Here is a 23550-nt window from a genome sequence, read left to right as displayed (position 1 = left end):
TACGGCTCTATACTGCTTCCTTAACGGTCATAGCTCATCACCGCCGTCTCCCCGGCAGTACCTGTCCATGTGCCCAATCACGATTTCCAGGATGCGGTCTTTCTGAGCAGCTGTGAGTACGGGACATTTCCCATTCCGGCGGTTACCCCTGCCCAGGCAATCTTCCCCGCTCCAGGTGTTCTCCCCGCTCCTGGCAATCTGCCCGCTCCAGATATAAGCCAGCACTGTTTCCGGCCTGCACACCGGGACATCCGAGACTTCCCTTCTCAGTACCTCCAGCTTTGGATAATCTGAATCTTTCTGTCCTTCCAGGAAAATAATGTCTGCCTCCGGGAAGAAACCAAAGAAATCCTCTGCCTTCATGGAAGGCTGCTCCTTTGTCATGGAAAATTTGGTGCCGGAGTACACCACTGTGCCGTATGCCCCTGCCTCCTTTATCCTCCGGCTGTCGGTTCCCGGCACATCAGCCTCAAACTCATGGCCGTCATGCTTGATTACCGCAGACCGGATTCCCACCCTGTCCAGTTCTCCAACCAGCATCTCCAAAAGGGCTGTCTTACCGGTGTTCTTTCTGCCGCTTACAGCCAGGACAGGCGTGCGCAGCCCTTCCAGGCTCCTGTAGGCGGAGGGTGAATTCACATTGGCAAACCAGATATCCGGTATATGGGCCTCTGACGTATCCACCACAATACAGCGCACAGAATCCAGGAACTTCATCAGCCGGTAATTTCCCTGACGGATCGTGTCTCCCAGCGCCTCCAGACAGGTGGCTGCGTAAAAGCCGCATAATGGCTGTATACGGCCGTCCCTGGTTCTCCACAGCACCGCGTCCGCCCCCGGCTCCCAGCGCTCCATCAGAATAGCCGCCATCTCTTTCCTGAATAAAGGCATATCACAGGACACAAAGAACAGCCCATCAAGTCCTGTGCGCTGAAAGCAGGACCATATACCGCCCATGGGGCCAATCCACTCTCCTTCTGCCCCCTTTACAGTATCTTCAATCACTTCCAGTCCGCTTTCCCTGCCACCGCTGCCTGCATAACAGGCCCGGGACAGGTAGCACGGGATGTCCAGGGCCTGAAGCTGCTTCTGTATATGCCCGCAAAAAGACTCTCCCTTATAGTCCAGTCCTCCTTTGTCAATACCGCCCATACGGCGTCCCTGTCCGCCTGACAGAATTACACTTCCCCATCCGTGCTTCATGTCCTGTTCCTCCTGCTGTGTCATGATATTGTCCTGTCCTGTTTTTCCTCTCCTGCCTCCCTGCTTTCATTCCGGTTTTTGGACTGCTCCTTGTCCAGATACATAGCCTCGTCCGCAGCCTTAAATAAGGTCTCGTAATCCATCCCGTCCTCCGGGCACAGGGCGGCGCCAATACTGGCCCTGATTCCCCTGATTCCCCAGGTGGTTATCATGACTGTCCTGAGACTGTCCTGTATTTCCCCTATCTTGCGTTTTCCTGTCTGCCAGTCAAATGCCCCCGGAAGGAACATGACAAATTCATCCCCGCCAATGCGGGCCACTATATCATTTTCCCTGCAGGCTCCCTTAAGGACTCTTCCCATCTCAGTGAGTATGGCATCCCCTGCCGCATGGCCCATGGTATCGTTGATGCTCTTAAAATCATTTAAATCCAGCATCAGAAACAGTCCCTGTCCTTTTTCCTTAACCATGCGGTCAATCAGCTTTTCACCTGCCTTGTTGTAGATTCCCGTAAGCACGTCCCGCATAGCCTGTTCCCGAAGCTCCTGCTCCCTGCTTCTCTGCCGCGAAATGTCCGCCAGCTTGCCCACCACCTTGGCCACTGTCCCTGCATCAGAGGTAATGGCCTTATAATGACATCCGAACCAGTGATACTCGCCGGATATACTCTTAAGCCGCAGTTCTGCATACTGGATTTTGTCCTCCCCGCTGCCGGTTCTGCCTCTCAGCATATCCTCCATAACCTTCCTGTCCTCCTGGACAAACAAGTCTGTCCTGGTCTTTTTTCCCATGACATGGCTGATTTTAAGCTCATCCAGCATCAGGATGCGCCTGGCATTGTTGGTAAATTCCAGGGTGTCCTTTCTCCTGTCGTATTCAAAAAGGGCCGTATCAGAAAACTCCGCCAGAAGTCCGTACTTCTTAGTCTCAAAGTCCAGGCTTCTCCGGTAATGCAGGAACAAAACCACGATTCCGCCGCCCAGAGCAGCCGTAAGGCCAATCAGAAACAGGCTGGCATAGATAAGCTCCTTCAAAATATTGTCATAATGAATGGCCACATCAGGCGAGCGTACAAAATTTACGATATACCACTCATTATACCCCAGATAATCCCAGGAAAAATAGTAGGAATCCCCCTTCCCCTCAAACATGAAGCTGTCTGACCCGTCTCCATAGAAGCGCTCTTCCATCTGCTCCACTACTTCATCCGTAATGCCGGCTACCTTTACCGAATCAAACAGGTTCCCTGTGGATATATCACCACGGTTGTGATTCTCACTGGCAAGAATTGTTCCATCACGTCTCACAATGAGTGTGCTGCTGCGTGTAAATGCGCTTGCCTCAGGAACCTGTTCCGTGATGGCCAGGGGCTCCAGTCTGGTCTGCAGCACTCCAATCACCTCTCCATTCTTCCAGACCGGTTCCGCTACCGTGAAAACAGACTTGTTTCCCGCCTTCTTCCAGTCCCATATATCGGACACCACACCTGTTCCCTGCTCAATCTCACCAAACAGGCTCCAGTCACGTTCCGACGCCTGCTGAACCCTCAGCCTTCTCTCCAGCTCCTGCAGGGTCACATATTCTATCATATAGTCCCTGTTCTGCAAATTAAGCTGATCCAGATATCCGTTCAGGGAATCCTCCGTATATTCCGGGATAATCTGTTCCACCAGACCAGAAATCCCTTTCAGGGTATTCCAGGCATCCGTGATGGAACTGTTCAGGTAACGCTTTTGGGCCTGGGTATAAGAAGTCAGGTTCGCTGCCACCATGTTTCCGAATTCCCCGGCCAGCTTCCCGCGCTGATTGTAAAAAACACCGCTGGCTGTCAGTGCGAACACAAAGCAGAACACCAAAAAAGCGGCAACATGCCATTTTCCAATTAACTTACGTTTCATAGATTCCTCTTGTCATAACTCAACGCCTCTGCATCCTTTTACCGGGATACATTTTCATCACATCTTTTTATATGATACCATTTATAACAGTCCTTGTAAACAGAAGGCCGTCCGCCAAATACACCCAATAAGCCCAATACCCAGCCCTATGTTTCAAGATCGCAAAAAGGCTCCGCAGCAATAGCGGAGCCTCCCTGTCTCAGGTTATGGATGCATCGTAAATCTCCTTAATGGACTGGGCCAGCATACGGTCAAACTCGCCCTGGGTCTGATTGGCATTAAGGCCTTCGGACAATGCCCTGGAAAAGCTGGCAATCAGTCCCGGACTGCGGCTTAAGCGCTCATTGGCCTCCTGGCGGGAATATCCGCCGGACAGCGCCACCACACGCACTACATGGGAATCTTCCATGAGGTCGCTGTAGAATCCGTGCTTATCCGGAATGGACAGTTTAAACATCAGCCTGGTATCCTCCGGAAGCGCTGCCAGATGTTTCTTGATTTCATCCTTCATGATTTGCTCAGATTCAGACTTATCCGGACTGTAAATATCAATCTCCGGCTCCAGTATGGGAACCAGTCCCGCAGCCGCAATGCGAAGCCCGATTTCAAACTGCTGGTCCACAATCTTTTTGATGCCCACAGGGTTAGCCTGCTTAATCACGGAACGCATCTTAGTTCCGAAAATATGCCGCTCCACCGCACGTACAAGGAGTTCATCCAGCCCCGGAACAGGCTTCATCAGCCGGACTCCGTCCGCTTCCTCTGCCAGACCCTTATCCACCTTCAGGATAGGGATGATACCCTTCTCCTCCCACAGGTAATCCGCAGTCAGCTTATCCCCAATCTTCCGCTCCATGGTATTCTCAAAAAGGATGGCTGCCAGGATATGGTCTGAGGTAAAGGAGGGACTGGTTATAATCCTGGTACGCATCTCATGGACCAGATTGAACATCTCCTCATCATTGCTGTACTGGTCCTCTCTGATTCCGTAATTCTTAAGCGCCTTTGGCGTACTGCCGCCGCTCTGGTCTAACGCTGCGATAAACCCTTTTTTCCCGCTCATGATTCTTAGCTGTTCCTGGTTCATATAACTACCTCTCTTTCTTGATGGAATATATGGTATAAGACCGGAGGCGCCTCAAGAAAACACGACACCTCCATACTATAAGTTCTGCTGAAACCGGACGCGGGGACAGATATCAAAGACTTGAAACATGTTTTATAACTTACCTTTATTATAGTAAAATCTGTTCCCCATTGTCAATAGAGGGTTCTGAGGATTGACAAATTGTGGGGCCAAAATAGGACAGAGAACCAAATAGCCGGGGACCAAATGGCCGGAAACCATCCAAAAGCAAAAGGCCGGAATCCTGTATAGAAACAAGATTCCGGCTCTGAACATTCTTCCTAAATCTTCAGCAGGCTGCAAGCCAGCTGAAAATATATAATCAGGCTCACCGCATCCACAATGGTGGTAATAAGCGGGGCAGCCATGATGGCCGGGTCCAGATGGAGAACCTGAGCCGCAATGGGCAGGACACAGCCAATGGTTTTGGCCAGCATGACGGTGGCTAAAAGGCTCAGTACCACTGTAAGGCAGAGCATTTCCTGTCCTGGAAAACGGATTACCAGCTGTATATAATTGACCAGTCCCAGCAGGACGCCCACAATGACTCCCACCCGCAGTTCCTTCCAGAGTACCCGCAGGATATCCCCGGCTTCAATCTCTCCCACTGCCATGCCGCGGATAATCATGGTGCTGCTCTGGCTGCCCGCATTGCCGCCAGTATCTGTCAGCATGGGAATGAAGGTCACCAGCAGCGGTATCACCGCAAAGGCCGCCTCGTACTTTGCCAGAATGCTGCCTGTAATCATGCTGCTGATCATGAGAATCAGAAGCCAGGCCAGACGGTTCTTTGCCAGGGCAAACACGCCTGTCTTAAGATAAGGCTTCTCGCTGGGGAGCATGGCTGCCATCTTCTCAAAGTCCTCTGTGGCCTCCTGCTCCATAACATCCACCACGTCGTCCACGGTAACGATGCCCACCAGACGGTTCTCATGATCCACCACCGGAAGGCTCAGGAGGTCGTACTTACGGAAGCTCTCCGCCACCTCCTCCTGGTCGTCTGTGGTCACGGCCTTGATCACATGTGAATCCATGATGTTGCCGATGACTTCCTCATAGGGATGCATCAGCAGATCCTTGACCGTCACCACACCCTCCAGGGCCCTCTTTGCGTCCATGACATAACAGGTGTAAATGGTCTCCTTATCCACGCCGTGCCTGCGGATGTAGGCAAATGCCTCCTCCACGGTCATGCGCTTCTTCAGGCCCACATACTCTGCCGTCATTATGCTTCCGGCGCTGCCTTCCGGATATTTTAAAAACTGGTTGATCAGCTTCCTGGTGTCCGGCGTGGAGTTCTTAAGCACACGCTTGACCACATTGGCCGGCAGTTCTTCCAGCATATCCACGGCATCGTCCACAAACAGGTCGTTTACAATGGCGCTGAGCTCATAATCCGTGATGCTGTTGATAATATGCTCCTGCTTCTCCACAGGCAGGCAGGCGAACACATCGCTTGCCAGCTCCTTGGGAAGCATGCGGTAGACCACTACGGTCTTCTCGGAATCCAGCTCCTCGATGAACGCAGCAATATCCACCTCGTTCATCTCAATCAGCTTTTCCTTCAGTAACCTGAGCTGCATTGTGTCTAACAGCTCCATCAGCTCTTTTAAATCAAAATTCTCCTGCATCTTATTCCTTCCATGAATGGTGACATCATGAAAGCAGCACGCAAAATGCCGCAGTCCTGCCCTGGATGGCCGGACCGCAACAACAAAACAGCCATAATTACAGACTCCTCCTGTAATAATGGCTATCATCATAAACGCATATGAATCCTATAATTAACGGCAGTGAAAGCAAAGCGGGATCAAAGCCGCCGACGCAGCTCCCACTACCAAACGCTTATGATAATTGTCTGCTTCCAACTTATGACTTCGACCTTCCACTCCGGTTCACTTCCTTTCATTTTAAAATTTAATCCTTATCTAGCATACCAGCACCTGGCCATAAAATCAACCCCTAATTTCCTGATTTCCTTTTCACGGAGGAGAGCATTTCCCCATATCATAGATTATATTCCATAAATACAGGAGTGACTTATTATGATAGAATCCGCAGTAGTGCTGACTCCGCTCCACTACGCTTATCTCATAGGCGTCATTGTTATCCTGGCAGTGATGGTCCTCAAAAAGGATACGCCTGCCGTCTGCATCGCCTTCCTGTTTATCCTGGGCCTCATCGGCCTTAAATCTGTTACCGGCGGCATCATAACCGTATTTTCCGCTGTTCTCTACGCAGGCAGGGAATTCATGGAGGTGCTGGCAACCATTGCCCTGGTCACCTCCCTTTCCAAATGCCTGAAGGACCTGGGAAGCGACTATCTGATGATGGTTCCCATGGCCGGCATTATGAAAACACCTTCCCTGACCTGGTGGATCCTGGGGCTTACCATGTTCCTGTTTTCCCTGTTCCTGTGGCCCAGTCCCTCTGTTGCACTGGTGGGTGCCATCATGCTGCCCTTTGCTGTAAAGGCAGGCCTGAATCCCTTAGCCGCAGCCATGGCCATGAACCTGTTCGGACACGGCTTTGCGCTGAGCTACGATGTGGTGATTCAGGGCGCTCCCGCTATCTCAGCAGGCGCAGCAGGCCTTGACACATCCTCTATTCTCCGGCAGGCATGGCCTTTATTCTGGATGATGGGCATTGTCACCGTCCTCAGCGCATATGTGTTAAACAGGAGCCAGCTGGATGCCAGGGGCCCCAGGCTCTCCATACAGGCAGAACCCTCCAGGCCCCAGGGACATAAAAAGGCCGCCCTGTTCCTGGCTGTCTTTACCCCGATTGCCTTTGCAGGGGATATTATTCTCATGCTCCTGTGCGGCCTGAAGGGCGGGGATGCCACCAGCATGGTCTCCGGCACCGCTCTCCTCATCACCTGCCTGGGCGCTTTGCTGGGCTTTGGAAAACAGTCCCTGGAAAAGGTCACGGGCTATGTCACTGAAGGTTTTCTCTTTGCCATCCGCATCTTTGCTCCGGTTATTATAATCGGTGCCTTTTTCTTTTTAGGAGGGGATGGAATCACCTCCATCATGGGGGAACGGTTTAACCGTGGCATCATGAATGACTGGGCCCTGTGGCTGGCGCAGAATGCCCCCCTTAATAAATATATGGCGGCCTTTATACAGATGGTGGTCGGCGGACTGACAGGTCTGGACGGTTCCGGTTTTTCAGGCCTTCCCCTGACCGGCGCCCTGGCCAGGACCTTTGGAACCGCCACCGGCTCGTCTGTTCCGGTCATGGCGGCCCTGGGCCAGATTGCGGCTATCTTCGTGGGCGGCGGCACCATCGTGCCGTGGGGACTCATCCCGGTTGCCGCCATCTGCAATGTAAGCCCGCTGGAACTGGCCAGGAAAAACCTGATACCGGTCTGTATCGGCTTTGCCTGTACCTTTGCCCTGGCATGCTTTATGCTTTAACACCAAACACATTTCCACATCATGACAGGAGGAATAAATTATGTGCGGAATTGCCGGTTTTTATAACCCTCATGACCATTACCTGAAAGAGAAAGAACACTATGAATCTGTCCTGCAGGCCATGGCAGAACGCTTACGCCACCGTGGCCCCGATGACGCCGGACGGTGGCTCTCGGAACACGGCGGCCTGTCCCATGCCCGCCTGTCCATCATAGATCTGGCCGGAGGCCACCAGCCCATGGTGAAATCAGGCTCCGGACAGACCTTTGCCATTGTCTACAACGGGGAACTGTACAATACCGATGAACTGCGCCAGGAGCTTATGGCCGCGGGATATTCCTTCCAGACCTCCAGCGACACGGAGGTCATACTGGCAGGCTATATGGAATACGGCCCTGACTTTGTAAAACGCCTGAACGGTATCTTTGCCTTTGCCATCATGGACACGGCCTTAAACCGTCTGTGCCTGTTCCGGGACCGGGCCGGGGTAAAACCTCTGTTCTATACAATAAGAGGCGAGGAACTCATTTTTTCTTCCGAGCTCAAAGGAATCCTGGCCTATCCCGGCGTCAAGGCGCAGTTAGACCGCAGGGGACTGAATGAAGTGTTCTCCGTCGGGCCTGCCAGGACCTATGGCTGCGGCGTCCTAAAGGACATGGAGGAACTGCTTCCGGGCCATTACCTCATATGTACCCCTGATGGAATCCGCCAGCAGAGTTATTGGAAGCTGGTCAGCCGTCCCCATGAGGACAGCTATGAACGAACCATTGAGAAAACATCATTTCTGGTGGAGGATTCCGTGCGCAGGCAGATGGTTTCAGATGTGCCCATCTGTACCTTCCTCTCGGGGGGCGTGGATTCCAGCCTGGTGTCTGCCATCTGCGCAAAGGAACTGAAAAAGCAGGGAAAGCGCCTGACCACCTTCTCCTTTGACTTTGTGGACAACGATAAGTTCTTCCGGGCCAACTCCTTCCAGCCCTCCCAGGACCGCCCCTATGTGGACCAGATGGTAAAATTCCTGGATTCCGACCATCATTACCTGGAATGCGGAAACCTGACCCAGGCTGACCGTCTGTTTGATTCTGTCCTGGCCCATGATCTGCCGGCCATGGGGGATATCGACTCCTCCATGCTCCAGTTCTGCTCCATGGTCAAGGAACACAACAAGGTGGCCCTGACCGGGGAATGCGCCGACGAAATATTCGGCGGCTACCCATGGTTCCATAAAAAGGAATGTTTTGAAGCCCATACCTTCCCGTGGACCATGGACCTGGCCCCCAGAAAAGCCCTGTTGGCCGACAGCTTCTTAGAGTATCTGGACATGGACCGGTATGTGCTGGACACCTATGAGCGCTCCGTGGCAGAGACCCCTGTCCTGGAAGAGGATTCCCCGGAGGAAGCAAGGCGCCGGGAAATCGCCTGGTTAAACCTGCGCTGGTTCATGCAGACCCTTCTCAACCGCATGGACCGCACCAGCATGTACTCCGGGCTGGAGGCAAGGGTTCCCTTTGCGGACCACCGAATCATGGAATACGTCTGGAACGTACCCTGGGACATGAAAACAAGGGACGGACTGGTAAAGAACCTGCTCCGCCAGTCAGGAAAAGGACTTCTCCCGGATGAAATACTGTTCCGGAAAAAGTCCCCCTATCCTAAAACCTATGATACCGCCTATGAAAAACTGCTTGTGGACCGTGTAAGGGAAATGATGGACGACAGCCACTCCCCGGTAATGGACTTCCTGGACCGGAAAAAACTGGCCCGCTTCCTCACCAGCCCCTCTGACTACGGAAAACCATGGTACGGCCAGCTCATGGCCGGCCCTCAGATGCTGGCCTATCTCCTCCAGGTCAACTTCTGGCTGAAAACCTATCACATTGAGGTGGTGGGCTAGACACGCCCGCACAGGTCAGGGCTCGGAATGAGGCCTCATTCCGGGCTCGTAAAAGGCGAACTGATTCTTTCCCCGGCGCTTGGCTTCATAGACAGCTATATCCGCTTTCATGAGAAGAGAATCGTAATCCCTTCCGTCCCTTGGGCACACAGCCCCTCCGATGCTGCAGGACAGCCCACAGCCTCTCAGGTCTAAATCCGGTATGCGGCTCACCGCCTGGCACAGACGTCCGGCGCACTCCCTTGCCTCATCAAGTGATGTGACTCCTGAGAGAAAAGCCACGAACTCGTCGCCTCCCACCCTTCCGATTATGTCGGAAGTGCGGAGGACCTGGCGGAAGCACTCTGCCACAGAGCACAGCACCTTATCCCCATACCGGTGGCCAAGAGTATCGTTCACTGTCTTAAAATTATCCAAATCAATAAAAAGCAGCACAGAAGGGGGCATCACTGCGGCCCCCCTAAGGATTCCATTGATCTTGGCATTTACTGCCTGGCGGTTATACAAACCTGTAAGGGAATCAATCCTTGCATGAAGGAGGGCGTCGCTGAGGCGCTTCTTCTGCCTGCGCTGCTCCAGGTACTCTGCCGTAATATCCTGGCGCATAAGGAGAATTTTTTGCTCCTGTCTGTCAAAGTATACATAGCGAAGCAATTTACGGGCATACCGGCCGTCCGTCCCCTTCTCACCATAGGATACCATCAGCTCGCCTTCACGCTCCAACACATCCAGGACATTGTTCATAGATGCCTTCTCCAGAAGCAGGTCCCTGTCCTCAGACACCACATACTTCCTGATACATTCCTCCAGCTCCTGCTCATAATTCCCCGAATGAGGCATCTGTCCCTGAATACGGCTGTCATTTTTCTGCAGGATTTCATAGTAACCCGTGTCTCCATCCAAACACAGGAAGAAATCACATTTTTTATACACATATTGATCAATAATCTGCTCCTGTATATACCGCTTCTGTTCTTCCTTTCCCATATCGCGGACATAACACAGCATTGTACCTCCGCCGCCGGCTGTTATGGCCACCACCTCCACCCACACATAGCCTCCCTCTGCCGTCCTTTGGCGGTAAACCAGCTTCTCAGGATGTTTGCTCCCGTAAAGTTCTTTCATGTGCACGGCGCTGAAAAACGCCTGGAACTGCCTGCACTCCCGGGGATGTACATGGCTCCAGGCAAATGCCTGAAATTCCTGCTCTGTCCGGTTCTCCCGCAGACGGCTCCTGCCCTCTGTGTAAAATATAATGCGGCTGTCCCCGGATGCCAGGTCCCAGGCCAGCAGTTCGTCAAATAATGTCAGAAGCGGCTGTGCATACTCCATTTCAAGCCCCGGTTCCAGTACCACATGTTTTATGTACGCCTGCCTTCTGTCTTCTGTCCCTTCACCCATGCAAAACTTCCTTTCCCCCTCCCGGCATTCCATCCAGGAGTTTAGTGTATCTCAATTCATATTTTATATGTATTGCATAGTGATTCATAATATAAGAAGTGTAGTGTACACTAGTATTGAGGTGAATCACAATGCATGACTACGTTAAAACTTTAGGTACGGTCATCCGAAAAGCCCGCGAAGAACAGGGAATGTCCCAGGCTTCCCTGGCAGAGAAGCTGGGTATAGATGTCCGTACCATTATTAATATAGAAAATTTCCGCGGAAACCCCAAATTCGAGGTGCTTTATCCTCTGGTAACCACTTTGAGAATTCCCGCCGACCGTATCTTTTACCCTGAAACCGAGTCCATGGGCGACGGTAAACAGCAGCTGTTCTGGGAGCTCCACAGCCTGAGCGAAAAGGAAGCCCTGGAACTTCTCCCCGTCATACGCTGTCTGGCCGAGATGATGCGCAAGCATGGGTCTGAAAACCCATAATCAAATATTATTTTACTACAGGGATTTTAAAAATACAACATATTATTCATTATACTACAGTTTTTCCATGTATTAAAATACATGTTTCAGTCAAAAATACAGAGCTGTCTGCCAGAAACCAGATTCAAACAATCCTTCCAAAGCAGACAGCCCCGTCCAATGTCCCGGGCAAAATCTCTCCTCCGGCATCTCTTATGCCGGAACATTGATAATAAGGGCAATGATTTCCATGGTTTCATCCCCGTAACAGCCAATGCCGTGGCTGTCCCCGTCCTTGCACATGTGGTAATCTCCGGGATTCAGCACTGTTTCCACACCGTTATCTGTTACCAGGGCCTGCCCTTTCAGAATATAATACCCTTCAAACTCCCCATGATGCTCATGTATCCCAATGGATGTACCCGGCTCAAACACAACACGGGCAAAGGTCCTGCCCGAACCATAGGCCTCCTCCTTTGTCATGAAGGTGTGAAAGGTCACATCCCCCATCCCCTTCTGCAGCTCATGCCTGGTCACGGGCTCCATCTCGTCTTTTCTTCTAATCATGATTCCTGTCCTCCTGTCATTCCTTATAGCTATCCATATTGTACCATCCTGTCCCTGGTCCGTCAACGGCCGGCCCCCTTTGCAGGCGCGTCCCTGAAATGCGTCCTGCACCTCCTGGCAGACATGCCGTACGGTTGCCGTCAGGAGTAATACAGATCCCGCTTCCTTCCTATAACAGGGCCGGGGCAGTCTGAAGCAAGGGAAACCGCCAGTATCTCCTGGTCCAGCTCCACCTGCGGCTTCACACTGCATTTTGCCTTTAAGAGCTGGCACAGGCTCTTGGCCCGCTTCATGCTGTCAGTTGCCTCCCGCATCAGATGTTCCAGCTCCTGCTCCACAAAGCTGTCCTTTGCATATTCACGGCAGATGACATCGTAGTTGCGCTGGCGGCCCGTATCCTTTCTGCATATATCCTCCAGAAAGCTTCTGGCCACTTCGCCGGATGGAAACTGTTCACTTAAATGAAGCATTATGAGACGGGCATACGCTTCCACAAACGGCCCTTCTCCTGTCCTGGACCGGCGTCCGTCCATACGGCAGAACTGTTCCATGTCAAAAGCCCGGACCGGCACATGGAGGTGGCCCCAGGCCCCTGTCATATAGCATACATATGCCTGCTCCCGTATCTCTCCTTCATCAAACTCCTCCCGCCCGTATTTTGCCGCACCTTCCTGTATCTTATATATCAGATTGTGAGTAATATACCGGTTCACCCTCAGGTTCACTTCCTGTTCAAGGACAGCCATATCATAGATATGTTCAGAGGACATGGGAAACAGTGCCTCCAGAAGACCCCCGGTAAAATCCAGAAACCGGTTGGTTCTGCTGTCGAAAAATAAAAAGGGACCATTACCCGGCCCGGTTCGGTCAGAGACTGCCTCCGGCCTGCATCTGACGCTAATTTCCCAAAAACCATCCGGACAGGCAGGGCCCGGTTTACCGGCAGAAAATAAATATTCCTGGTTTCCGGAAAACACACTGACTGCCTTCCCCGCCCTTATCCCCTCAATCAGTCTCATAATCCCCATGTCATCATATCCTCTCGCATCATTTGTATTTTCCTGAGCATCCCATATTTCAATGCTCTAAATTACGGGATGTATGTTCTATACTACTAAATTTCACAAAAAAATGCAATATTTACAACCAAAAATACACAAAAAGTACAATAAATCACAATAAAACACCGGATGGCTCAAACAAAGCCATCCGGCAAACCGTTATAAATCACAATTGTCCCTGATTGGGTACTGCTATTTCATGGAGTTTACAATGGCATCGGCCATGGCATCCAGTTCTTCCATCTGGGATTCCTTAAGGGAGGATTTTACAGTCACCATCTGTTCCAGAACCGTCATATTCTTCATGGTGCCGATGATTTCCTTCATCTGCTTGCCTGACAGCACGCCCCAGGATCCGTTTTCCATCAGGGCCACCGTCCTGTTCTGCAGGTTATGGGCCTTCAGATCCATAAGCACATGCTCCATGCTGCTAAAGATGCCTCCATTATAGGTGGCAGATGCAAACACCAGGTGGCTGCAGCGGAATGCCTCGGAGATAATGGTGGAAGGATGGGTGGAGGAAGCGTCATACATCGCAATGTTCCTGATTCCCCTCTCCGCCAGCTTGCAGGCCAGGATATTGGCTGCATTCTCTGTATTTCCATAAATGGAGCCGTAGGCAATCATAACCGCCTTTTCCTCCGGTTCATAGCTGCTCCAGGTCAGATACTTGTCCACGTACCAGCTAATATCTTTACGCCATACCGGGCCGTGAAGCGGGCACAGGGTACGGATATCCAGGCCGGACGCCTTCTTTAACAGGGTCTGCACAGATGGTCCGTACTTGCCCACGATATTGGTATAATAACGTCTGGCATCATCCAGCCAGTCTCTCTCAAAGTTGACCTCATCCGCAAACAGGTTGCCGTTCATGGCCCCGAAGGTGCCGAAGGCATCTGCGGAGAACAGGGTCTTGTCCGTGGTATCATAGGTCACCATAACCTCCGGCCAGTGCACCATGGGTGCCATGAGGAAGGTAAATGTATGACGTCCGGTGCAAAGGGTATCATTTTCCTTGACCACAATGGCCCTGGAATCAATATCAAAATTATAAAACTGTTTGATAATCGGAATCGTTTTAGGGTTGCACACAACCTGTACGCCCGGATACCGCAGCACAATCTCCCCGAGGGTGGCGCAGTGGTCCGGCTCCATGTGGTTCACCACCACGTAATCTAAGGCACGTCCCTTTAACAGCGCGTCTATGTTCTCAAAAAACTGCTCCGTGATTGCCCTGTCCACCGTGTCAAACAACACAGTCTTCTCATCCAGCAGCAGGTAAGCATTATAGGAAACCCCCCGCGGAATAGGATAGGCGTTTTCGAATAAGGCCAGCCTCCGGTCTGTACCGCCAACCCAGAACAAATCATCATTGATGCGCTTTACACAGTACATATTCATTCTTCCTTTCGTCCATAATATGTTAAATATCCGTCAATTTATTTCGCTTAGAAGTATACTACATTTTCCCCAAAATGTCACTGTATAAATTAGTGTACACTAATAATTTCCGGCTGTCCGCATATTCTTCCGCGCTGTCTGTACTTACTTTGTATAGTATCCCTTTCTATCCCTAAAATATCACGGAGCCGCCAATCTTTGCGCAAAAACGGCAGAAAAACAGCAGGGCATGTATTCACACCCCCCGCTGTTTGAATTTCCTCGTTGCTGTTGATAATCCCAAATCCCCTATGCCTTCTTTGCCGCCGGTTCCTGGGGGCCTGCGTGCTTATGCTCAGACAGCGGCATCACATGCATGTTCCCCCGCTGCTCATTCTCGGCCCAGAATATATCATCCGCCATCTTTGCCTCAGGATTGAACTCCACCCCTTCAAAGATATGTTTTACGAATTCCTTATATCCCACACGGTCAATAAGGTGGCCGCCGTGGAGATACTCCGGCTTGTAATCCAGAGCCCAGGCGGAAAATTTCTGCCAGTTGGCAAACATACCCAGAATCACATCCTCCGTAACCCAGTTAAGGAACAGCTTGCCTGCCCTTGGATTCTGCTTGCCCGTACGCCCTCCCAGGGTTACGCGGTACAGCTTCTTATCGCCCCTGGTCCATGCTCCGGTGGGACAAATCAGGGAACACTCGCCGCAGCCGACGCAGCAGCAGGCGTCCTTGTCAATCTTGCCGTTCTGGTTCAGGCTCAGCACGCCTGTTGCATGGTGCTTGCAGGCGTCCACGCAGGAACCGCAGCCAATACAGCGGTCAATGTCATAAACCTGCTTGTTGATGCCCATGATGCCGAAGTCGTTGAAATTGGCCTTAACGCAGTCATTGGGACATCCGGCCACAGCCACTTTAATATGGTAATGGGATGGGAATATCAGGCGCTCAATCTTTCTGGCCAGCTCGTATGTATTGGCATTGCCCTTGATGCAGTGGGCGTTTCCGATACAGGACATGATATTCCTGGCACCGATGGTAGGGTAGCCGTAATCCGTCACATCCATGTCCACGCCGCACATCTCCACATCCACATCATGGATATATGACTTGATGTACTTATTTACTTCCTCTATGTTCTCATACTTTACACCGGGTATGTCAAAGGTCTGCCTGGTGCCCAGATGGAAGGTGCCGTTTCCGAAACGCTCGCAGAGGTCCTGCACCAGCTTTAAGTGTTTTGCCTCAATCATAGCTCCCGGCACACGCATCTGCAGCATGAACTCCCCTGCCACCTTGGACTGTCTGAAACAGTTGATTCTTACCTTTTTTATATCAATATCATGATTCATTCCTTCGCCACCCCTCTCTTAATCAACCAGATACTTGGCCTGGGTATAATTGAACACAGGCCCGTCCAGACAGACATACACCTCATCAATGCGGCAGTGTCCGCATTTTCCCACGGCACATGACATCTTGCGCTCAAAGGACATCCATATCTTTTCTTCCGGCACACCCTGCTTAAGCACTTCCAGGCCGGTAAACTTCATCATAGGCGGCGGTCCAACCACCACGACACTGTAGTCTTCTCCAAAATCCTTAAAAGGTATCCGTGACACGAACTCTGTGACAAACCCCGTCTCCCAGCCATCCTTGCGGTCTGTATCCAGGGCGTAGATGGTGGTAAGCTTCTCCTTCCAGCGGTCCAGGTCATGTTTGAAAATGATTCCGTCCTCATTCTTAAATCCGCTGATCAGGTGCACGCTCTTCACAAAATCCTCCTGCTCCCAGAACATGTTCAGCATGCTCTTCACCGGCGCAAGCCCGGTGCCTCCGGTAATGACCACCATGTGTTTGCCCTGAAACTGCTCCACCGGCCATCCCTTGCCGTAGGCTCCCCTTAAGAAAAGAATGTCACCCGGCTGCTTATCAAATATCTCGTCCGTCACCTTTCCCACGGAACGGATGGTGAAATCCATCCAGCCATCCCCGAAGGAGCTGACGGATATGGGAGCTTCCCCAACCTTTGGGATGGAAAGCTGCAGGAACTGTCCGTGGGACGGACGGATGTCTGTCTCCACCCTGAATGTATATTCATGAAGGCTCTCCCGCCTTACCTCGCGTATCTTACATGCCACTGGCTTCACTATATTATTCATGACTGCATCCCCTCTCCTATGCCTGCTTACCGGCTTTTATTTCCTCGATAGCGTCTGCCATCTTGTTCACTGTAGCCACGATGGATATGTACTCAGGACACCGGTCCATACAACGTCCGCAGCCCACACACATATGGTAGTCCTTAAACCTGGCTTTGTAATCGTGGAATTTGTGGAGCACTTTGTAGCGCATCCTGTCCCCGGCCCTGTTTCTGAAGCTCATGCCGCCCGCCATGTCGGTGAAGTCCTTTACCTGGCAGGAGGCGGAAGTCCTCTTGCGCTCTCCTACATTGCGGTTCTCATTGTATATGATATCCGTTGTGGTAAAACAGGTACAGGTGCTGCACGCCACGGTACAGGCGCCGCAGGAGATGCACCGGCCGTCAAACTGCCTCCACATGGGATGTTCTTTAAGCTTTGTCAGAACCTCCTTATCCGGAATCTCCGGCACGGTAAGGGTCAGCTCATTTTTTTCCACAAACTGCGGTTCAAAGGGACATTCCTCCATGCCCTCGAAATAGGAGGCAAATGCATGGTCCTTTACCTGGAACTCCAGCCCGTCTTCCCCGAAACGGACTGCCATGGAATAATCATCGGTTTTGTTGGTTCCCATGCTGGCACAGAAACAGGTATCCCAGCCCTCGCCGCACTCCATCATCACGATCTTTACCTTCTCGTTCATGCGTTTATAATATATATCCTCATAGCCGCCGTTGGTCAGGTAGATCTTTTCCTGGTGATGCTGTGCGTGGATATCGCAGGGCCGCATGAATATAAGCAGCTTCTTGGAACCGGCCTTGCTTTCAATGAATTCATCCTCTGTGAAATAGAACAGAGACTGGGTAATGGGACTTAATACCTCCTTGGCCGGAAAATCCGATTTTTCCCTGTACTCGATTTCCTCCGCCCGGTCCACCCTGGCGTACTTAATCAGGTCTGTGTCGGAATACCTGCCCTTACCCACAAAACGTTTTGGCGCCCATATCTCATACTCTTCCTGAAGCTTTGCAAACATCCTGTCGGCATCCTTTAAATCCATTCTGTATCCCATGAAATGCCTCCTCCTTTATTCTTTTATCCTTTATATATACTCTATATTAAAAGGCTTATGTTATTATTATAACAACCCCAAAAAATAAAGTATAATTATATATTGTGATGGTCTGATAATAAATTTTTATCATTAAGGATTGTCTGGGCCGGTGAAGGCGCGTACGGCCAGGGCAGCACACAAAAGGCAGCAGCCGCGGGAATATCCCGGATAGCTGCTGCCTTTATGGTCTGTTAATTCTATTATACCTAATTACAAATATACTTAATTACAAATATACTTAACTACAAATATATTAATTACAAATATATTAATTACAAATCAAAAATCTCAAAATCATCATCCTGTCCGTCCGGTTTTGCAGGCACCTGCTCTGCTTCCCTTCTGGCAGACGGCTGTTCCTGCGTCACAGGAGGCTTCTGCCTGGATGCCGGCGCCTGGGCCGGTGTACGCTCCGGAGTCTGAACCGGCGCATGAGCTGGTGTCCGGGCCGGCGCATGAGCCGGGGCCTGGACCGGCCTTGCAGGCTTCACCGGCTTCTTTACCGGAATCTCCACCTGAGGCTCTTCCTCCTGCTCATAGACATCTTCTTCCTCATCATAGATGTCCCCGTCCTCTTCGCCCACCGGATAATCCTCCTCCGGAAGGTCTCTGTAGTCCTCATCGTCATCGTAGACAGAATCATCCTCATACTCCCGGGATTCATCGTATTCATCAGAGTCCTGGTATTCATCCTCACCGGCATATTCCTGATAATCCTCTGAATTCTCCAAAAGCTCAGGCTCCTCCGCCTTTTCCTTCCTGCTGTTTCTGCCCCGGCTGCCCCGCGGACCGTCCTTCTTGTCACCCAGTTCATCCCGGCTGCCGCCCTTTTTCCCGGATCCCCTGGTAAATACCACCACCAGAAGTATGACCAGCAGAATGATTGCAATGACAATGGTCACAATCAGCAGTATCTTAAGGAGACTGTAATCATCGTAAATCTTGTCGTATGTAAGGGCCAGCTCATCGTACACTTCCTTTGTCACGGAACCGCTGATGGCCGGATCCTCAAAGTAACGCTGGATGGTCCTCTCATCGTCCTTCATGTCATACCGGTAGAAGCCCTTTTCTCCGGCCTCATTCATACCGTACACAACACAGTACTGATGCTCTGCCTCAGAGCCCCATACCCAGCCCTGTACCTTGTGGCCGTCGATATTAATGGTGCTCTCCTTGAATCCCTCCGGAACTTTGACCTCAGGATCAGGCGGAAGAATGGTGATAACGCGCTCGGCAATCCGCATCCTTACCTGGGAAGAAGCATCGGCATCCGCCGCACTGGCGCCGCCCTCTGCCTTGGTCACCACAATGACATATTCCTTGATGGTCTCGCCATCCTGGGCTGTCACACGGCATGTCACACGGTTTTCGCCCATCTGGAGGCCTTCGTTTCCGCTGACCACCTTAGTGGCATTCTCATCCGTGCAATCCGCGCTGACAATCACCTTATCCACATCTGTACCAACCGTCACCGCATAGGTGTCCACATCCGGTGAAAAGGCCGGCGTCAGGCTTCCCGGTGAAATCTGGAGGGATTTAAGGGTCGCATCCTTGGAAGCTGACTGGAGGGCGCTGACCGTTACAGTGGAATTTCCCTGCTGGTTAACCGTCACAATCTGTGAGTTGGAATCATAAATCTCCTGGCTGGTGACCTCAATCTTGCTGGTCCCGGCTGCTATGGCATTGAAATTAAGGGTAAATGCAAGGGTACCCGTATTGGGCGTGCCCGCATCCCCATGGACCCGGACAGCTCCTGCCCCTCCGTCCGCATTGGTACCGTCCACAAATTCCAATATGTTGGAATCATAGGACAGCATCACATCCGCGTTGGCCAGGTTATCGCTGCTGGTTATCTTCATATTCACCTTGATCTTGCCGCCCACGGTTGCCGATGGATCGGAAAAGGCGATTCTTGCATTTGCTGCAAAGGCTGTTATCATCTGAGCCGGCATCATGACTGTCATCATACACGCCATTGCCAGAACTGCAGCCGCATGTCTCATACGTCTAATCATTATCATTTCCCACTTTCTGATTATAATGTCTTCCCTTTATCAGGACTGCACCTCTACAATGGTCACATTGCTTCCGCCTGGTCCGCTTCCGCTTCCGGAAGGACTGCCCGGTCCGCCTGAACCGCCCGGACCGCTGCTGCCGGAACTGCCTCCCGAACTGCCGCCGGAACTGCCGTCCGGACTGACTATACCGCCGGAACTGCCGCCGCCTCCGTATACAGGCGATCCTCCGCTGCCCTGGGTGGGTCCGCCGTCCTGCTTCACCACATGGATGGTATAGGTCCTGACGCTTCCGTTCTTGGCCGTCACAGCAATGGAGATATCATTTCCGCCGTTCTGCAGTGAGACATTGCCCGCGCCGTCCACACGCGCATTGGAATCCGATGCATATGCGCTGACTGTAATATTTGACACGGAAGAATCCACAATCAGATTATATTCCTGGGTATCCCTGTTAAAGCTTGGCGTCAGATTAAATCCGTCCACCCCGAGACCGGACAGCTTGTTGTTGGGGCTTCCGTCTCCGGTAGGCGCCACGCAGGGCTGCTCAGGCATGTTGTTAAATACAGGGATATGGAATTCCAGGGCTGTCTTTTTCAAATCAGCCGTGTAAGCCTGGGACAGCTTGGCCGCCTCTGAGGCAGCTCCCTGGATATTGCTCATATATTGGTGCTTGTAAAGGTTGGAACCCTGGACATTGAATTTCTTCAGATAAAATGTATTCTGCCCGGCTTTCACATAATTATCCCCATAATTTTGGGCTCCGCCACGGATTGCCTTCTCCACCGTGTTCCAGGGACGTCCGTAGGAACCGGACTGGGACGCAAACCTGAGCCCCATCTCAATGGCAGACATTGCGCCGGACTGGTATGCCTCCACGTTAAAGAAGTTATAGTATCCCTCATACCCGGAATAGGAACCGGAAATAAGAGGGCTTGTACCATTATTGCCCTGCTCCTGGAGAATCATGGCTGCCAGCACATAAGGGCTTACCCCTGACTGGCTGGCCGCGGCCATAATAATATCCGCATAAGGAGCAGCTGCACCTGTGGAGCCGCCTCCTGGCGACGTGCCGGTCTGGTCCACCACCTGATCCGATCCGGGTGAAGCCACCGGGCCCGAGGAACTGCCGCTCTGTCCCGAAGACACAGGGCCATTGCTGCTGCCGGATCCGTCCTGTCCCGGAGCCACCAGGCTTACACTGGTAGACACCACATTGCGCTCCCTGGGCTCAATGGATGCATGGGGGGACTCCAGGCTCACTTCCCCGCTGCCTGAAGGGCTGCTGCCCCCGGAGGACCCGCCGGAGGAACTGCCTCCCGGAGAGACCGCTGCTGCCCCGGAGCCGTTAGAACTGCCGGAAACCCCCGGTCCATGCTGTGTATCTTCATAGGTGCTGCTGCGCCCGGGCCCCCTGGAGGAACCGGAAGAAGAACCGGAGGAGCTGCCTGAGGAGCCGGGACCGCCTGAACCGGAACCTCCTGTCGAAGATCCTGGTCCGCTGGAGAAATCGCTTCCCCCTGTCCCTGTGGAATTCGTTGTCCCAGACAGGAAGGAGCCGGATATGAGGCTGTTTAATCCCTCCTTTGTCTGGGTATTCGCATCATATTCATGGTTGAGGAACTGGAACACATACGTCTCATCCAAAAAGTTTCTGGGGTCCATGTAATACCGTATAATATCCTCGGAAGCAGCCACCCAGTTACTGCCGTCGAATCCGGTCCATGTGCTGTTGTCCCAGTTGTAAGCCCCGTTGGCAACGGACTTCCAGGAGGAAACACTGCCTGTGGCCACAAGGTTGCGCCCCAGCACAGACTCATTTTCAATGACCGTATTCCAGTCCAGGCCTGTGTTCTTGGCTTTGAATACCCAATTCGGATATTGGGCATGAAGCTGCCTGAGCCCGTTCTTGTAGCTCTCCGGAAATCCCTGTGAGGTAAGATATGCTTCAAAATTAGAATCCTTGGTATAGGCCACCGGAAGCCTGATATAGACGGATGAGACATAGCCGGTATTCACGGCTCCGCCCGTTCCTGTGTATTGAATCTGATACCATGTATTGCCGTCTGTTCCGCGCTGTTCCCCGATAACGGTAACTGCCGCTCCCGCCGCCAGCCTGCCCACTGATGAATAGCCGGTTCCGGCTCCGCTTCGTACATTCAAAGAGGTGGCCTTAACCGTGGCCGCCCCTGTATATGCATAGGAATCAAACATTTGAAAAGGCGTTGCCACAGATGCCGGAACCTCAGCGGCCAGCATCAGTCCCAGCACAAGCGCCAGGCCCCTTTTTAACTTTTTTCCCTTCATTATGTAAAAATCTCCTGTATCTTCATTCATATCCATAATTCGTATGAATTTCTATTTTATGACATTAATCCTATTATAATGACAAAAGCGTTCATATGTCAACAAGAACGGCGGAAACTTCACATAATACAAAGATTTGTAAGAAAAGATTAAATAATGTGGCAAATCCTGGCATATTCCGGCCAAAGCCCTCTAAAATCCCCTTCCCGGCGCCCTGACCAAAGGGCCGGCTCCCCCTTCTCACCTCACCAGAAACAGAGCCAGCACACGGTCCGCAGCCCGCCTCAGATTCATCTTCTCCACTCCCTGCATGGCATAAACAGGGAACCTTTTTACCAGCACCTCACCCAGGTAATAGTCCACGGTCCCCACCTGCTGTCCTTCCCTGACCGGGGCCATTAATATAGAAGGAACCTTCTTTACCACCCGCGCTTCCTCCCCCTCTCCCATCAGCAGTGTCAGGTGCATATCATCCGGATTCAGCATCATGGACAGCTCCACCTGGTCAATGGCTCCTTCCCCTTCCTTCCAGCACAGTCCCCCTGAAACAGGAACCCTGACAAAGGTTTCCTCCTGAAATACATCCTTCATCTTAAAATGCTCCAGCCCATAGGTGTAGAGCTTTCTCGCATCCGACCATTTATACGTCTTGTGAGGCGGCCAGCCGCAGCCCAGAAGGGCAATCACATAGGTCCTTCCCTGATTCTCCATGGCTCCCACATAAGAATACCCGGCGCCACCTGTAAATCCCGTTTTCCCGGACAGTACTCCTTCCATCATAGTCAAAAACGCATTGTGATTATAACAGTTAAAGGAGCGTTTCCCTGCCATATCCGTAAAGTAGTGGTTCTGTGTCTGTGTTATCTTTAAAAATTCATCCTTTGCAGGGGACTCTGTCACACAGTACCGCATAATCCTGGCCAAATCAGAGGCTGTGGTGGAATGGATATGTTCCTTTCCCTGTTCATCCGTCTTGACCCCATCCAGCCCATTGGGCGTAATAAAATAGGTATCCCCGCAGCCCAGTCCGGCAGCCTTTTCATTCATCATTGCCGCGAACCCTTCCACGCTGCCTCCTATATGCTCTGCTATCATCACAGCCGCGTCATTATAGGATTCCAGCATCAGGGCATACAGCAGGTCCTCCAGCCTGTACTCCTCTCCTTCCCGCACCCCCAGGTGCACCTTGGGCTGGGAAGCGGCATTGGAAGACGCCTTCACCGCATCCTCCCCCCTTCCGTTCTCCAGAGCCAGGATACAGGTCATAATTTTCGTGGTACTGGCCATGGGCCGGATAATATCCTGTCCCTTCCCATACAATATTCTGCCTGTATCCCCATCCATAAGGACAGCAGACTGGGCATACAGCTTCAGGAAATCCCCATCTTCCCGTACCTCTTTTGTCGCAGGTACCGAAGTCCAACTGTCTGCCGCCGCATTCATCTGTGTGCAGACCAGTGATATTGTCAGTGTTATCAAAAAAATCCATTGCTTCATAAGCGACGCCGCCTGGTTGGCTTTATTTTAATAGTATTCCTGGAGGAAAATGATTA

17 protein-coding genes are annotated in these 23550 nt (G+C 51.8%); 3 read left to right on the top strand and 14 right to left on the bottom strand.

The genetic code is table 11. The annotated features are described in order from the left end of the window. Positions 1-27 precede the first annotated feature (27 nt). From mobB to mgtE, 4 genes are all read right to left on the bottom strand, one after another. Positions 28-1227: a molybdopterin-guanine dinucleotide biosynthesis protein B gene (gene mobB, locus LI015_RS18905; RefSeq protein WP_334301047.1), complete on the bottom strand. Its 1200-nt coding sequence runs from the start codon at positions 1225-1227 to the stop codon at positions 28-30. Next, the gene (locus LI015_RS18900) at positions 1224-3101 is read right to left on the bottom strand and encodes a sensor domain-containing diguanylate cyclase (protein ID WP_002567179.1); all 1878 of its coding nucleotides are present in this window, start codon (positions 3099-3101) and stop codon (positions 1224-1226) included. Before LI015_RS18900 ends, mobB begins: the two co-directional genes overlap by 4 nt. Before the next feature lie 199 nt (positions 3102-3300). Further along, positions 3301-4188, bottom strand: coding sequence for a fructose bisphosphate aldolase (locus tag LI015_RS18895; RefSeq protein WP_118019206.1), 888 nt, complete (start codon positions 4186-4188; stop codon positions 3301-3303). Positions 4189-4508: 320 nt separating this feature from the next. Continuing rightward, a complete protein-coding gene (mgtE, locus tag LI015_RS18890) occupies positions 4509-5858 on the bottom strand; it encodes a magnesium transporter (protein WP_007035852.1) in 1350 nt (449 codons plus the stop codon). 414 nt (positions 5859-6272) lie between these two features. Here mgtE and LI015_RS18885 point away from each other — a divergent pair, with 414 nt between their 5' ends. Together LI015_RS18885 and asnB are read left to right on the top strand one after the other, a co-directional pair. Further along, positions 6273-7646 (top strand): hypothetical protein, encoded by a 1374-nt coding sequence (locus tag LI015_RS18885; RefSeq protein WP_002567176.1) that lies wholly within the window; start codon positions 6273-6275, stop codon positions 7644-7646. Between the two features lie 40 nt (positions 7647-7686). After that, positions 7687-9540, top strand: coding sequence for an asparagine synthase (glutamine-hydrolyzing) (gene asnB / locus LI015_RS18880; RefSeq protein ID WP_002573513.1), 1854 nt, complete (start codon positions 7687-7689; stop codon positions 9538-9540). Positions 9541-9555: 15 nt separating this feature from the next. Here the strand turns inward: asnB and LI015_RS18875 are convergent, their stop codons facing one another. Next, positions 9556-10941: a GGDEF domain-containing protein gene (locus LI015_RS18875; RefSeq protein ID WP_227126005.1), complete on the bottom strand. Its 1386-nt coding sequence runs from the start codon at positions 10939-10941 to the stop codon at positions 9556-9558. 131 nt (positions 10942-11072) lie between these two features. Here LI015_RS18875 and LI015_RS18870 point away from each other — a divergent pair, with 131 nt between their 5' ends. Beyond that, a complete protein-coding gene (locus LI015_RS18870) occupies positions 11073-11420 on the top strand; it encodes a helix-turn-helix transcriptional regulator (protein WP_227126003.1) in 348 nt (115 codons plus the stop codon). 192 nt (positions 11421-11612) lie between these two features. Here the strand turns inward: LI015_RS18870 and LI015_RS18865 are convergent, their stop codons facing one another. From LI015_RS18865 to LI015_RS18825, 9 genes are all read right to left on the bottom strand, one after another. Continuing rightward, complete coding sequence (locus LI015_RS18865) at positions 11613-11966, bottom strand: cupin domain-containing protein (RefSeq protein WP_002567172.1); 354 nt, start codon at positions 11964-11966, stop codon at positions 11613-11615. A gap of 140 nt (positions 11967-12106) precedes the next feature. After that, complete coding sequence (locus LI015_RS18860) at positions 12107-12994, bottom strand: hypothetical protein (RefSeq protein ID WP_119204635.1); 888 nt, start codon at positions 12992-12994, stop codon at positions 12107-12109. 225 nt (positions 12995-13219) lie between these two features. Further along, positions 13220-14422, bottom strand: coding sequence for an FprA family A-type flavoprotein (locus LI015_RS18855; protein WP_002567170.1), 1203 nt, complete (start codon positions 14420-14422; stop codon positions 13220-13222). A 294-nt stretch (positions 14423-14716) separates the two neighbouring features. After that, positions 14717-15772, bottom strand: coding sequence for a sulfite reductase subunit C (gene asrC, locus LI015_RS18850; protein WP_002573515.1), 1056 nt, complete (start codon positions 15770-15772; stop codon positions 14717-14719). An 18-nt stretch (positions 15773-15790) separates the two neighbouring features. Next, positions 15791-16582, bottom strand: coding sequence for an anaerobic sulfite reductase subunit AsrB (asrB, locus tag LI015_RS18845; protein WP_227126001.1), 792 nt, complete (start codon positions 16580-16582; stop codon positions 15791-15793). Positions 16583-16598: 16 nt separating this feature from the next. After that, entirely contained in the window at positions 16599-17633 is a 1035-nt protein-coding gene (gene asrA, locus LI015_RS18840; RefSeq protein ID WP_002567167.1) for an anaerobic sulfite reductase subunit AsrA, read from the bottom strand. Between the two features lie 314 nt (positions 17634-17947). Next, a complete protein-coding gene (locus tag LI015_RS18835) occupies positions 17948-19690 on the bottom strand; it encodes a cadherin-like beta sandwich domain-containing protein (RefSeq protein ID WP_002573517.1) in 1743 nt (580 codons plus the stop codon). A gap of 39 nt (positions 19691-19729) precedes the next feature. Beyond that, positions 19730-21997: an SH3 domain-containing protein gene (locus LI015_RS18830; protein ID WP_227125999.1), complete on the bottom strand. Its 2268-nt coding sequence runs from the start codon at positions 21995-21997 to the stop codon at positions 19730-19732. A 240-nt stretch (positions 21998-22237) separates the two neighbouring features. After that, positions 22238-23494, bottom strand: a complete 1257-nt coding sequence (locus LI015_RS18825; RefSeq protein WP_227125997.1) for a D-alanyl-D-alanine carboxypeptidase family protein — start codon at positions 23492-23494, stop codon at positions 22238-22240. Positions 23495-23550: the final 56 nt, after the last annotated feature.

Origin of the sequence: Enterocloster sp. 210928-DFI.2.20, from assembly GCF_020554465.1 — a bacterium.
GTDB lineage: Bacteria > Bacillota > Clostridia > Lachnospirales > Lachnospiraceae > Enterocloster > Enterocloster bolteae.
This window is presented reverse-complemented; position numbering and strand designations above follow the sequence as displayed.